The sequence below is a fragment of the Arthrobacter sp. TmT3-37 genome, assembly GCF_054510835.1.
In genome coordinates, this window is sequence record NZ_JBTNDU010000001.1 from 428,445 (window position 1) to 441,245 (window position 12,801).

The following is a 12,801-nucleotide window of genomic DNA, read 5'->3' on the forward strand; positions in this document are numbered from 1 at the left end:
CTAGCGTGGGACGCAGCCGACACCAGGAGGGACGATGCAGGACGAGGCAGCACCGGCTGTCCACCCGGCGCGGGCCCTGCTCGACGGCGGGGATGCCGCGGCAGCGCACCGATACGACTCCACCCCCTCTGCGGTCGGCGACCCGCTGGCCTTTTTGGCGGGCTCCTGGCACACCGAGCGCCGTCTCCTCGACAGGGCCGGTGGTCTGACGGGCACCTTCATGGGGACCACCACCTTCACGCCCGACGACGACGGCCTCCGCTGGGAGGAGGAGGGGATCGTCGCCTGGCCGCAGTTCCAGGGTCCGGCGGTCCGCACCTATCTGGTGCGGAGGGGCCGGGACGGATCAGCCCTCGTGCACTTCCCCGATGGCCGGCTCCTGTGCCGGCTCGACCTCACCTCGGGCCGGGCCTACGACGAGCACGCATGTGCGCCCGACACCTACCGGGTCCGTTTCACCGCCACCTCGGCCACCACGGTCGAGTACTCGTGGGACGTCACGGGGCCCGCGAAGGATCTCCTGCTGACGACCGTCCTCACGCGGGAGTAGACCCCCGGATCCTCGCCCACCGGAGCCGGGACCCGAGGTCGCGGAGGCGCCGCCCCGGTACCGGCAGCTCGAAGAGGAGGTTCACCGACGCATGCTCCCTCGTCGAGTACACCCAGGCGAGACCGAGCGGCAGCCCGATCCCCAGCAGGAGCAGCAGCGGCAGCAGGAACCATCCGCCGGCGAGGCCGACGGCGTCGGCCAGGGCGAGCGTGACCATGATCGGCCCCAGGTGCGCGACGTAGAACACGATCGAGTAGCGGCCCACGAATGCGAGGAACGCGGTGGCCCGGTTGGTACCGAGCCGCGGGAACAGCCAGCACACGACGCCCAGGGCTCCTGCTACTCCCCAGGCGAACTCCCCCCGGTACAGGACGTCCCGGCCCATCACGTTGAGGACACCCACGGTGACGGCTGCGGCCAAGGCCGGTGCCAGCAGCCAGGGCCGGCTGGTGATCCTCACCAGGAGCGGGGCGTGCCGGGCACACCACGCCCCGAGGAAGAAGAAGGCCGCCAGGAAGGCCATGGTCTCGGGGCGGCTGCCGTGCGGCAGCACGAACGAGACCAGGAGCGCCGCACCTGCGGGGACGAGTTGCGGGATGCGGCGCAGCGGATAGGCGAGCGCATAGAAGACGAGGATGAACCAGAGATACCAGAGGTAGGTCGGCGAGCGGTAGAGGATCTCGGCGACTCCACCCGGGCTGAGGTCCCCACTCGCCGCCAGGATGATCAGCGACCAGAGGACGTACGGCCACGCCACCCGGGAGACCTTGCCGGCGACGTACTTCCGTCCGGGCTTGGCCAGTGACTGTGGCAGCAGGAGCCCCGAGAGGAACATCAGCACGGGCATGCGGAAGGGCTCGAGGAAGAGGTTCAGGGTATCGACGCCCGGCGTCGGCCCGGCGGCCAGCCGGAGGGACTCCGCTGCGTGCAGCAGGACGACGAGGAGGATGGCCGTACCGCGCAGGCTGTCGAGCCAGGCGATCCGAGCGCCCGGAATATCGCTGATCACGCCTCCCCTGCCGTCGAATTCCACTGTATGCATGCCTAGGTACTCTTCGTAGGGCAGGCCACCCGCGGATGGCTCGGACGTCCCTGTGGTAGCGGACCTATCAGCTTTCCCCGGGCAGGTCGAGCCGATGGCGGCACGGCTGGGCGGGAAAGCCCCGGCGCTACGCTGGGATCGACAGCGCTCGGGGGTCGCACGGTTTCTCTGGAGGTTTCCTGTTGGCAGTCAGTCTGCTCGGCGCGGCCGAGCGCACAGCACCCACCGCGGGGAGGTCGGCTTTCCGGCAGGACATCCAGGGCCTGCGCAGTGTGGCGGTGATCGCGGTGCTGCTGTACCACCTCGGGGTGCCGTTCGTGCCGGGCGGATTCGTGGGAGTCGATGTCTTCTTCGTCATCTCCGGTTTCCTGATCACCGGGCTCCTCCTCCGGCAGCTCGTCGAGGACGGACGTGTCTCGCTGGTCGGGTTCTACGCGCGAAGGGCCAAGCGGCTGCTGCCGGCGGCGACGCTCGTGCTCGTCGTCACGGCCGCGCTGACCGCTGTGCTCCTGCCCGTCACGCGCTGGGCCTCGATCGGGTGGGACCTCATCGCCTCGGCGTCCTACGTCCAGAACTGGCGGCTCGCCGCCGACTCCGTGGACTACCTCACGAGTGACGCGGCCCCCGGGCCCCTCCAGCATTACTGGTCCCTTGCCGTGGAGGAGCAGTTCTACCTGGTCTGGCCCCTGCTCCTCATCGCCGCCGGGGGGCTCCTGACGGGGAAGCGGCGCCGGAGCGGGCCGATCCCGATGGAACGTCTGCGCCCGCTGCTACTCGTCGCCCTCACCCTGGTGCTCCTGCCGTCGCTGGCCTGGTCCATCCACTACACCGCGACAGCTCCCGGGCCCGCCTACTTCGCCTCGACGACGCGGTTCTGGCAGCTTGCGCTCGGCGCCCTTCTCGCCGTGGCCGTCGCGCAGCTCGAGAGGCTCCCCCACGCTGTCGCGACGACTGCAGGGTGGGCCGGAATGGGCGGCATCATCGCCTCCGCGGTCCTGATCGACGGCTCGGTCCCGTACCCGGGAAGCGCTGCGCTGATCCCCACGGTGTCCTCCGCCCTGGTCATCGCCGCGGGCGTCGGCCGGGCTCCGCTCGGGCCCGGCCTCGTCCTCGGCACCCGACCCATGACCTTTTTGGGGGACATCTCCTACTCCCTGTACCTCTGGCACTGGCCGCTCATCGTCGTGGCGACGGCGGTGGTCGGAGAACCCGACGCCGTGACGGGCACCGTCATCGCCGGGCTCTCGATCGGCCTCGCGTACCTCACGTACGCCGTCGTCGAGAAACCCGTCAGCGGGTGGAGTGCGTTCAGGGACGCCTCCCTCCGCGGCGTCTGTACCGGACTCGTCCTCATGGTGGTCGGCGGCATCGCCGGCGGGCTCCTCGTCACAGCGGTCCGCACGGAAGTGGACAGGGCGGAAGCCGTTCGTGTGCAGGTGCAGACGGTCCTCCACGGCGCCAGAACTCTCCCGGCGAACCCGCGATCAGCCGGGTTCGAACCGCAGGCGACGGCGGAGGACATCGCGCCGATGCCCGTCGTCGCAGCGAAGGACTTCCCCACCTGCGACTCGGCCAAGATCAGTGAGACCGAGATCGTCTCCTGCGAGTACGGGGAGAGGGCATCGGACATCCACGTGGCCCTCGTGGGTGACTCGCACGCGAAGCAATGGATCCCCGCCCTCGAGAAGATCGCCCAGGAGCGAGGCTGGAGGCTCACGGCATACATCCATGACGCCTGCCCCTTCGCGACGGGCGAGCTCGAGCGGAAGGGCAGGGTGTACACGACCTGCATGGACTGGAACGGCCGGATGCAGGACCTGCTGCAGGAGGACCCCCTCCTCAGCATGGTCATCACCAGCAGCTACACCGTCAGCGCCGGGATCTCCGGAGCGACCGACGACGTCGCTGCCATGTCGGAGGCGTTCCGGAGGTCCTGGGGCACCTTCACCCGGAACGACATCCCGGTGGCCGTCATCAGGGACACCCCCGCACCCGGGTTCGACGTCCCGGAGTGCGTCGCGGCCAATACCGCCGCACTGGGCGAGTGCTCCGCGCCCCGGGGCGAAGCAGCCGACGACAAGGGGCTGGCGCAGATGGCGGGGGCGCGGGGCCTCCCCGGAGCCACCCTGATCGACCTGAACGACTTCATCTGCCCTGCCGACGAGTGCCCGCCCGTCATCGGTGACGTCCTCGTGTACCGGGACGGCGACCACCTGACCGCCACGTATGTCCGGTCCCTCTCCTCCCGCCTCGCGCCACCGCTCGACGCGCTGCTCGACGTGCCGTAGCAGGGCTCGAAGGGTGGCGCCGAGGGGAAGGACACCCTCGTCGCGACGCTACGGCATGAGCCCGGGGGCTTCAACGCGAAAGGCCGGTACTTCCACTATTCCTAGCGGAAGTACCGGCCTCTCCTTGCTGTGGCAGATGAGGGATTCGAACCCCCGTAGGCGTTGCCAGCTGATTTACAGTCAGCCCCCTTTGGCCGCTCGGGTAATCTGCCGAACGTCTTCACAGGAAGACCGCCCGCAGCAAGCGCGGGCAAGACAACTTTACAGACAAACGGCCCCGGTGACGAATCGGGTGGATCGTCACAGGCCTGCGGCCACCCTGCGCTCGATCTGGGCGTAGAAGGCGTCCGCCTGCCGGGGCGTCACCATGCGGAACAGGACGGCCTGGTCGAGGTCGGCCCGGACACCCGCGAGACGCTCCCCCGGGGTCGTGGCACCGTCCGTCGCAGCGACGGGCGACGCGACGCTCACCTGCGAGGCGGTATCGAGTCCGAGGATGATGTCGCTCGCGGCGTCGTCCACGGACTCGGAGCTCGCGGCCACCGCCCTCGGCGGGACGGCGAGTGCCGGTACCGCCGTGAAGCCCGTCAGCGACGCCGCCGTGGCGGCGGCGAGGAACGATCCCGCCACCGCCTTGCGGAGGCGGATCTGGTAGCGCCGGCGTCGTGGTTCAGGCATCTCGGTTCTCTCTGTTGCGGAAGCGGTACGGGTGGTCCCACCGTGCCACCGGACCCGGTGCCTACCCCCTGTGCCTCCTGACTGCTGCCTGTGAACCGGACCGCAGCGGGCCGGGAGGGTTGCGGATAGTCTTGAGGGCAGGAAATCCCATCACCCCGAGGAGGAATCGTGGCAAGCGAATCCACGTTCGACGTCGTCAGCAAAGTGGACAAGCAGGAGGTCGCCAACGCGCTCAACCAGGCGCAGAAGGAGATCGCGCAGCGGTACGACTTCAAGGGGGTCGGCGCGGAGGTGGACTTCAGCGGCGAGAAGATCCTCATGAAGGCCAACTCGGAGGAGCGTGTACTGGCCGTGCTCGACGTGCTGCAGTCCAAGATGATCAAGCGGGGCATCTCCCTGAAGTCCCTGGACACCGGCGAACCCTTCCCCTCCGGCAAGGAGTTCCGGCTGGAGACCTCCATCAAGGAGGGCATCGCCCAGGACATCGCGAAGAAGATCAACAAGCTGATCCGCGACGAGGGGCCCAAGGGCGTCAAGTCGCAGATCCAGGGCGACGAGCTGCGCGTCAGCTCCAAGTCGCGCGATGATCTGCAGGCCACGATGGCCCTGCTCAAGAACTTCGACGAAGCGGACCTTCAGTTCGTGAACATGCGCTGACCCGGTCATGAGGCACAGACGACGGCGGCCCCACCTGCAGGAGGTGGGGCCGCCGTCGTCGTTCCGGGCTGATCAGCCGAGCGGTCGGCCGGCCATGCCCTCGAGGCGTGCGATGCGCTGGTCCATCGGCGGATGGGTGGCGAACAGGCGGCTCATGCCGGCGCCCTTGAACGGATTGGCGATCATGAGGTGTGAGGTGTTCACGAGGCGCTGGTCCTGCGGGAGCGGTGCGCGCTGCGTCCCGATCTCGAGCTTGCGGAGCGCCGATGCGAGCGCCAGCGGGTCGTCCGTCAGTGCCGCACCGTCCTCGTCGGCGTCGAATTCCCGGGTGCGGCCGATGGCGGTCTGGATGAGGCCTGCGGCGAGGGGCGCGAGAAAGGCGAGCAGCAGTGCTCCGATCGGGTTGCCGCCCTGGTTGCGGTTGCCTCCCATCATGCCGGCGAACGCGAACATCTGGGCCACGGACGTGATCACGCCGGCGACGGCCGCCGCGATGGAGCCCGTGAGGATGTCGCGGTTGTAGACGTGCATGAGTTCGTGCCCGAGTACGCCGCGGAGCTCGCGCTCGTTCAGCAGCTGCAGGATCCCCTGCGTGCAGCACACGGCGGCGTTCTCCGGGTTGCGGCCCGTGGCGAAGGCATTCGGGGCCGGGGTCGGCGAGACGTAGAGCCGGGGCATGGGCTTGCCGGCGCGCGCGCTCAGCTCCCGGACGATCCGGTACATGGCGGGCGCCTGCTGCTCGGTGACCTCGACGGCGCGCATGCTGCGGATGGCGATCTTGTCGCTGTTCCAGTAGCTGTAGGCGATCGATCCGACGCCGAGCAGGGCGAAGATCCAGAGGAACGCCGAGCTGCGCGTCGCGCCGGCGACGACTGCGCCGAAGACGAGGAAGATCCCCATGAGGGCGCCGAACAACAACGCCGTCTTGGCACCGTTGAAATGGTTGTGCACTGTCACTCCTTGCGACGACGACGACGGCCGGGCGCCGCCCACCGGTACAACGGCGGGTCCGAGCGCGGTGTTCCTTCATCGTACGGCGATGGGCGTCACCGAGGACGGGCCGGGGCGGTGGTCAGGCCTCCGGCCGGCGGGAGTCGTACCGTGCGAACCGGGGCTGCCAACGGGCCACGGCGAGCACCAGCACGATACAGGCGACACCCCCGACGACGGCGGTCCAGCCCTCCCCCAGCCAGGCGGCCTGGCCGCCGGCCACCATGTCCCCGAGGCGGGGACCACCGGCGACGACGACGATGAACACGCCCTGCAGGCGCCCGCGCATGGCGTCCGGCGTGGCGGACTGCAGGATGGTGTTGCGGAACACGCTGCTGACCGAATCGGCGATGCCTGCCAGCACCAGGCAGGCTGCTGCAGGAAGCACCCACACCGACAGTTCCCCCTCACCGGGAACCGGCAGGGCCGACGAACCCGCCATGACGACCACGAGCCCGAAGCCCGCCACGGACGCACCCCACCCGACGATCGACCAGATCACGGCCCTGCCGTGCTTGTGGATCCGACCGAGGGGTCCGGAGAACAGGCCGGCCAGCACCGAACCGAACGCGGCCGAGGCGAGCAGGATGCCGACGGTCTGTTCACCTCCGCCGATGAGCACAGCCCCGACGGCGGGCAGCAGCGCCCGCGGCTGGGAGGTGATCATGGCGATCAGGTCGAGGATGAACGTCATGCGGATGTTCGGCCGCGTACCGAGGAAGCGGAAGCCCTCGAGGACCGTCGCGAGCCCGGCGCGTCGGGTGGGACCCTCAGGGGGCAGGGACGGGAGCCGGAAGACGGCCCACAGCGCGAAGGTGAAGGTGACGACGTCGACCGCGTACGTCCAGGCGTAGCCGACCTGCGCCACCAGGAGGCCGGCGAGCAGCGGCCCGACGGTGAAGGCGAGGCCGAAGGTGATCATGCTCAGCGCATTGGCGGCCGGCAGCAGTTCCGGGCGGACGAGGCGCGGGATGATGGAGCTCCTGGTGGGCTGGTTGATGCCCGCGGCGCCCGACTGGATGGCGACCAGGAGATACAGCAGCCAGACGCTGTCGACGCCGATCCAGGCCTGCGCGGCGACGGCCATGGTGGTGCCCCACAGAGCGAAGCCGGAGTAGAGGGCGACGGTCCGCCGGTCCTGCGCGTCGGCGATCGCCCCGCCGTAGAGGCCTGCGACGACCAGGGGCACGAGTGCGAACAGGCTGAGCAGGCCCACGCTGAACGTGGACTGGGTGAGCGAGTAGATCTGGAGGCTGACGGCGACGATGGTGAGCTGCGTGCCGATGGCCGAGAGTGCCGACCCGATGTAGAGCCGCCGGAATGCCGGCGATTCCTTCAGCGGGGTGATGTCGGCGAGGAGTCGTGGCACGGGGAAAGTCTAGCCGGGCATTGATTCGCTGCAGCAACGAACCTGGCACGCCTCAGGCGGAGTCGCGTTCCCCTGCCCCGATGGCGCGGTCGATCTCCTGCAGGACCCGCCTGTCCGCGATGGGCCGGAAATGGCCCATGGTGTCCAGCTGGACGTTCCGTGCCCCCTCCACGAAGCTCCCGCCCGGGATGTGGGGATCGAATCGCCCGTAGATCGAGGTGATGCGGCTGTTGAGCGCGAGATTAGCCAGGAGCGTCCGGAGCGTCGGGTTGCGCGGCGAGAACGCGCGGATGCTCGGCAGGAAGAAGAATTCGGCGTAGACGGAACCGGAGAACGGCGTGTTGACGGCGACGAGACGGGTGATCCGCGGTGCCACGCCGGACATGGTCATGAGGAACTTGCCGATCAGCCCGCCCTTGCTGTGCGCCACGATCACGACGTCGGTGAGGTCGTGCTCCTCGAGGTAGCCGGCGGCGAGCTGGGCCATCGCCTCCACGGTGCCGCGGTTGTACCCGAGCTTCTGCACGACATGTACGGGATGACCTGCCCGGTGCAGGTGGTCGGCGACGGGCCGCAGGAACTGCCAGGTCTCGTAGATGCCCGGGATGAGGAGCACCGGTGCCTTGCCTCGGGGAGCATCGGCGGCGGGAGTGAGGTACTGGGCGGGATCGGCCCGGAAGAGGAAACCCTGAACCTGCCAGAAGCCCACGTAGGCGTAGTCCAGCAGCCAGGCCCGGCCACGCTTGAGAAGGTTCACCCTTTCCACGGTACCCATCGCGAGCCACCCGTGGTGCGCAAGTTAGTCAGACCTTATTATGAATAACTCAGATTTACTGGTTCACTGAAGCCATGATGCAGGCAGCGATGACACCGGAGGCCCGCGAGGCCCGCTGGTCCGCAGCCCTGCATGTCCACGGCCGCCGCGTGACGCGCCAGCGCCTCGCGGTCCTCGCCGCCGTCGAGCAGTACCCCCACGCCACGGCCGACGACGCCGCGACCGCGGTCCGCGCGGACCTGCCGCACATCACGGTGCAGTCCGTCTACGTGATCCTGGCCGACCTCACCGACATCGGCCTGCTGCGCCGCATCGACACGCCGCACTCCCCCGCCCGGTACGAGACCCGCGTGGGCGACAACCACCACCACGCGATCTGCACCGGCTGCGGCCGGATCGAGGACGTCGACTGCGCCGTGGGACACGCGCCCTGCCTGACCCCCGAGTGGTCGCCCGGTGCACGCCGCATGACCATCCAGATCGCGGAGGTCCTCTACCAGGGCCTCTGCGACGACTGCCGCTCGGCAGCCCCCAGCCACCACTGATCCCCAACCCCTAGGAACAGGAGCACTATGTCCGCGAACTTCAGCACCACGCAGTCCGGCGCCCCCGTCATCGATGACAGCAACTCGTCCGTCCTCGGCCGCGACGGCGCCATCCCGCTGACCGACCACTACCTCATCGAGAAGCTGGCCCAGTTCAACCGCGAGCGCGTCCCCGAGCGCGTGGTCCACGCCAAGGGCGGCGGAGCCTTCGGTGTCTTCGAGACCACCGAGGACGTCAGCATGTACACCCGCGCGGCGCTCTTCCAGAAGGGCACGACGACGGAGACCCTCCTCCGCTTCTCCTCCGTGGCCGGCGAGCAGGGCTCACCGGATACGTGGCGCGACCCCCGAGGCTTCGCCCTGAAGTTCTACACCTCCGAGGGCAACTACGACCTCGTGGGCAACAACACCCCGGTGTTCTTCATCCGCGACGGCATCAAGTTCCCCGACTTCATCCACTCGCAGAAGCGCCTTCCCGGCACCAACCTGCGCGACGCCGACATGCAGTGGGACTTCTGGACGCTCAGCCCCGAGTCGGCGCACCAGGTGACCTGGCTGATGGGTGACCGCGGCCTGCCGAACTCGTGGCGCACCATGAACGGCTACGGCTCGCACACCTACATGTGGATCAACGAGTCCAACGAGAAGTTCTGGGTCAAGTACCACTTCAAGTCCAACCAGGGCCACGAGGTGCTGACGGTCGACGAGGCCGAGGCGCTGGCCGGCTCGGACGCCGACCACCACCTGCGCGACCTCTCGGAGAACATCGCGAAGGGCAACCACCCGAGCTGGGACCTCAAGGTCCAGATCATGCCCTACGACGATGCGAAGACGTACCGCTTCAACCCGTTCGACCTCACGAAGGTCTGGCCGCAGGGCGACTACCCCCTCATCCCGGTCGGCAGGCTCACGCTGAACCGCAACCCGGAGAACTACTTCGCGCAGATCGAGCAGGCGACGTTCGCGCCGTCGAACTTCGTGCCCGGTATCGCCGCGAGCCCGGACCGCATGCTGCAGGCCCGCATCTTCTCCTACGCGGACGCGCACCGCTACCGCGTGGGCACCAACCACGCGCAGCTGCCCGTGAACATGCCGAAGAACGAGGTGCGGAACTACTCGAAGGACGGCGCGGCGCGCTACTACTTCAACTCCTCCTCCACCCCGGTGTACGCACCGAACTCCGTCGGCGGGCCCGCCGCGGATCCGGCGCAGTACGGTGCGCACGGCGGCTGGGAGAACGACGGCGACCTCGTCCGGGCAGCGCACTCGCTGCACGCGGAGGACGACGACTTCGGCCAGGCCGGCACGCTGTACCGCGAGGTGTTCGACGACGCGCAGCGTGCGCGCTTCCTGGAGACGATCACCGGCGCGGTCGGCGGCGTGAAGAGTGACGAGATCCGCGCCCGCGCCATCCAGTACTGGGCGAACGTGGACGCCGAGCTCGGCGCGAAGCTGGCCGCGAACCTCGGCCACGGCATCACGCCGGCCACCGAGTCGGAGGCCGCCCTCTACTAGGGGATGCACGGACAAGGGCGGGCCCGGTCGGGTCCGCCCTTTCCCGTGTCCCGCGCCGCCCGTCCGAGGTGCGGCGCTCCGGCGGAGCGGCGCGGGCCCCTAGGCTGGAACCATGCCTTCCCTGCCCTGCGCCGAACTGCACCTGCACATCGAGGGGACCCTCGAGCCGGAGCTCATCTTCACCCTGGCCGCCCGCAACGGGATCCGCCTGCCCTACGCCGACACGGCCGACCTGGCGGATCGCTACGCGTTCACCGACCTGCAGTCGTTCCTCGACCTGTACTACGCCAACATGGACGTGCTGCGCACCGAGGCGGACTTCACCGACATGACCCGGGCCTACCTCCGCCGCGCAGCCGCGGCCGGAGTGCGGCACGCGGAGATCATGATGGACCCGCAGGCGCACCTCGCCCGCGGCATCGCCCTCGAGACCTGTGTCGGCGGAGTGGCTGCAGCACTGTCCACGAGCGAGGCCGACTACGGCATCAGCACCTCGCTGATCGCCGCCTTCCTGCGCGACCGCCCCGCCGCGGAGGCGCTCGCGGTCCTGCGGGACCTCCTCGCTATGGAGGCCCCGATCATCGGGATCGGCCTCGACTCCGCCGAGGTGGGCTATCCGCCATCGCTCTTCGCCGAGGTGTACGACGTCGCACGCGCCGCCGGCCTGAAGTGCATCGCGCACGCGGGCGAGGAGGGCCCGCCCGGCTACGTCCGGGAGGCGCTCGACATCCTCCGGGTGGACCGGCTGGACCACGGCATCCGGTGCCTCGAGGACGAGGCGCTCGTGCAGCGGCTCGTCGCCGACCAGGTGCCGCTGACGGTCTGCCCGCTCTCGAACGTCCGGCTCCGCGCCGTCGCCACCCTCCGGGACCACCCGCTGCCGGCGATGCTGGCCCGCGGGCTGAACGTATCCGTGAACTCGGACGATCCCGCCTACTTCGGCGGGTACGTCGACGACAACTTCTCCGCGCTGCGGCAATCCTTCGGACTGGGCGTGGACGACCTCGCGACCCTCGCCGCCAACTCGTTCCGCTCCGCGTTCATCAGCGGGGAACGGCGCGCCGCCCTCCTGGCCGAGGTCGAGGCCTGGAGGTCCGCGCCGGGCGCGGCCGGCGTGGCCTAGGCTTCCCCGGCCGACACCGTTTAGGCTCCCGGGCGCCGCGGTGCGAGACTGCAGGCAACGGCTGCACATCGGCGCACCGACGGAGGAGGACCGACCGTGGACGACTTCAGGATCCTGCATGCGGCCGGGATCCTCGAGGTCCTGTGGCGGCCCGGAGCCGTGATCGGGCCCGGCGAGCTCGACGTGCTCGCGAACACGATCACGCATTTCCCGCACTGGCACTCCGCCCCGATGCTGGTGCACCTGACCCTGGTCAGGCACATCACGCCGCCTGCACGCCAGATGCTCGTGGCCTACCGCCACCTCGGGCCCATCGCGCTGATCGGGAGCGACCCCGTGGACAGGGTCCTCGCCGCCTTCATCGCCCAGTCCCGCAGCCGGACACGGTACTTCGCGGAAGCGGACGACGCGCGGGACTGGTTGACCGCCGTCCGGCGGGACCTGCCGTCGCCGGTGGACCTCCGCGTCCCGCTGCACTGATCCACCGTCGGCGGACCCACCACCGGACCCTGTCCCTGTGCTTTCCTTCACATCCATGCCTATCCGTTGGATCCGCGGAAACGCCCGATGGTACGTTGCGGCCATGGACACCACGGCGCCCCGACCCGAGACCGACGAACCGGACCTGATCGTCCGGCATTCGGCCTTCGAGGACGTCCTCGGGATCGTCACGGGAACGTTCACGGTGTCGCTCGGCCTGTTCCTCCTCAAGACGAGTGGCGCCGTGACCGGTGGCACCGCCGGTCTGGCACTGCTCCTGAGCTATCTGGGGGAACTCCCCTTCAGCGTCCTGTTCTTCACCGTGAACGTGCCGTTCTTCGCACTGGCCGTGTGGAAGAAGGGATGGGACTTCACCCTGCGCACCATGGCGGCGGTCGCACTGGTCTCCGCCCTGTCCTACCTGCATCCCCTCGCGCTCGGGAACGTGATGCTGGATCCGCTCTATGCAGCCCTCGGTGGGAACCTGCTGGCAGGCGTGGGGCTCCTGATCCTCTTCCGCCACAAGGCGAGCCTCGGCGGGTTCAACATCCTCGCGCTGATCCTCCAGGAACGCCTGGGCTGGCGGGCCGGCTACGTCCAGATGGGTCTGGACACAGCCGTCATCCTCACGGCCCTCACCGTGGTCGAGCCGGCCGGCGTCCTGCTGTCCGCCGTCGGGGCCGTTCTGCTCAACCTGGTCCTGGCCCTCAACCACAGGCCCGGCCGCTACCTCGGCACGTAGCGGCTCCCGGCCGGACGCACCGGCCGGACGACGCCCCGAGGACGGCG

General features: G+C 69.2%; 13 protein-coding genes and 1 tRNA gene. 8 read left to right on the forward strand and 6 right to left on the reverse strand.

The features are described 5' to 3' along the window. The first annotated feature begins 34 nt into the window (after nucleotides 1–34). Entirely contained in the window at nucleotides 35–550 is a 516-nt protein-coding gene (locus ACX80U_RS02020; protein ID WP_459267227.1) for a DUF6314 family protein, read from the forward strand. Here ACX80U_RS02020 and ACX80U_RS02025 read toward each other — a convergent pair. Continuing rightward, complete coding sequence (locus ACX80U_RS02025; RefSeq protein WP_459267228.1) at nucleotides 537–1,592, reverse strand: acyltransferase family protein; 1,056 nt, start codon at nucleotides 1,590–1,592, stop codon at nucleotides 537–539. The two genes, ACX80U_RS02020 and ACX80U_RS02025, sit on opposite strands and share 14 nt — an antisense overlap. 182 nt (nucleotides 1,593–1,774) lie before the next feature. Between ACX80U_RS02025 and ACX80U_RS02030 the strand changes: the two genes are divergently transcribed. Beyond that, nucleotides 1,775–3,880 carry an acyltransferase family protein gene (locus ACX80U_RS02030; protein WP_459267229.1) on the forward strand — a complete coding sequence of 702 codons (2,106 nt, stop codon included), beginning with the start codon at nucleotides 1,775–1,777 and terminating at the stop codon, nucleotides 3,878–3,880. 130 nt (nucleotides 3,881–4,010) lie between these two features. On the opposite strand, the gene ACX80U_RS02035 is transcribed toward ACX80U_RS02030, so the two are convergent. Both ACX80U_RS02035 and ACX80U_RS02040 read right to left on the reverse strand, forming a co-directional pair. Next, nucleotides 4,011–4,092: transfer RNA gene (locus ACX80U_RS02035), tRNA-Tyr, on the reverse strand. Nucleotides 4,093–4,180: 88 nt separating this feature from the next. Beyond that, the gene (locus ACX80U_RS02040) at nucleotides 4,181–4,558 is read right to left on the reverse strand and encodes a hypothetical protein (protein WP_459267230.1); all 378 of its coding nucleotides are present in this window, start codon (nucleotides 4,556–4,558) and stop codon (nucleotides 4,181–4,183) included. Between the two features lie 168 nt (nucleotides 4,559–4,726). On the opposite strand from ACX80U_RS02040, the gene ACX80U_RS02045 reads away from it, so the two are divergent. Further along, the gene (locus ACX80U_RS02045) at nucleotides 4,727–5,215 is read left to right on the forward strand and encodes a YajQ family cyclic di-GMP-binding protein (RefSeq protein WP_104051037.1); all 489 of its coding nucleotides are present in this window, start codon (nucleotides 4,727–4,729) and stop codon (nucleotides 5,213–5,215) included. A 72-nt stretch (nucleotides 5,216–5,287) separates the two neighbouring features. On the opposite strand, the gene htpX is transcribed toward ACX80U_RS02045, so the two are convergent. The 3 genes from htpX to ACX80U_RS02060 form a co-directional block, all read right to left on the reverse strand. Then, nucleotides 5,288–6,166 carry a zinc metalloprotease HtpX gene (gene htpX / locus ACX80U_RS02050; RefSeq protein WP_133082308.1) on the reverse strand — a complete coding sequence of 293 codons (879 nt, stop codon included), beginning with the start codon at nucleotides 6,164–6,166 and terminating at the stop codon, nucleotides 5,288–5,290. Nucleotides 6,167–6,287: 121 nt separating this feature from the next. Then, nucleotides 6,288–7,574, reverse strand: coding sequence for an MFS transporter (locus ACX80U_RS02055; RefSeq protein ID WP_459267231.1), 1,287 nt, complete (start codon nucleotides 7,572–7,574; stop codon nucleotides 6,288–6,290). Between the two features lie 52 nt (nucleotides 7,575–7,626). After that, a complete protein-coding gene (locus tag ACX80U_RS02060) occupies nucleotides 7,627–8,331 on the reverse strand; it encodes an alpha/beta fold hydrolase (protein ID WP_133082306.1) in 705 nt (234 codons plus the stop codon). A gap of 92 nt (nucleotides 8,332–8,423) precedes the next feature. On the opposite strand from ACX80U_RS02060, the gene ACX80U_RS02065 reads away from it, so the two are divergent. The 5 genes from ACX80U_RS02065 to ACX80U_RS02085 all read left to right on the forward strand — a co-directional run bounded on the left by ACX80U_RS02065 (nucleotide 8,424) and on the right by ACX80U_RS02085 (nucleotide 12,754). Continuing rightward, on the forward strand, nucleotides 8,424–8,894 hold the full coding sequence (locus ACX80U_RS02065) for a Fur family transcriptional regulator (protein WP_432206091.1): 471 nt from the start codon (nucleotides 8,424–8,426) through the stop codon (nucleotides 8,892–8,894). A 27-nt stretch (nucleotides 8,895–8,921) separates the two neighbouring features. Then, a complete protein-coding gene (locus tag ACX80U_RS02070; RefSeq protein ID WP_133082305.1) occupies nucleotides 8,922–10,409 on the forward strand; it encodes a catalase in 1,488 nt (495 codons plus the stop codon). A 112-nt stretch (nucleotides 10,410–10,521) separates the two neighbouring features. After that, nucleotides 10,522–11,532: an adenosine deaminase gene (locus ACX80U_RS02075; protein ID WP_459267232.1), complete on the forward strand. Its 1,011-nt coding sequence runs from the start codon at nucleotides 10,522–10,524 to the stop codon at nucleotides 11,530–11,532. Nucleotides 11,533–11,628: 96 nt separating this feature from the next. Beyond that, nucleotides 11,629–12,012: a hypothetical protein gene (locus ACX80U_RS02080; RefSeq protein ID WP_459267233.1), complete on the forward strand. Its 384-nt coding sequence runs from the start codon at nucleotides 11,629–11,631 to the stop codon at nucleotides 12,010–12,012. Between the two features lie 103 nt (nucleotides 12,013–12,115). Then, entirely contained in the window at nucleotides 12,116–12,754 is a 639-nt protein-coding gene (locus tag ACX80U_RS02085; RefSeq protein ID WP_459267234.1) for a YitT family protein, read from the forward strand. Nucleotides 12,755–12,801: the final 47 nt, after the last annotated feature.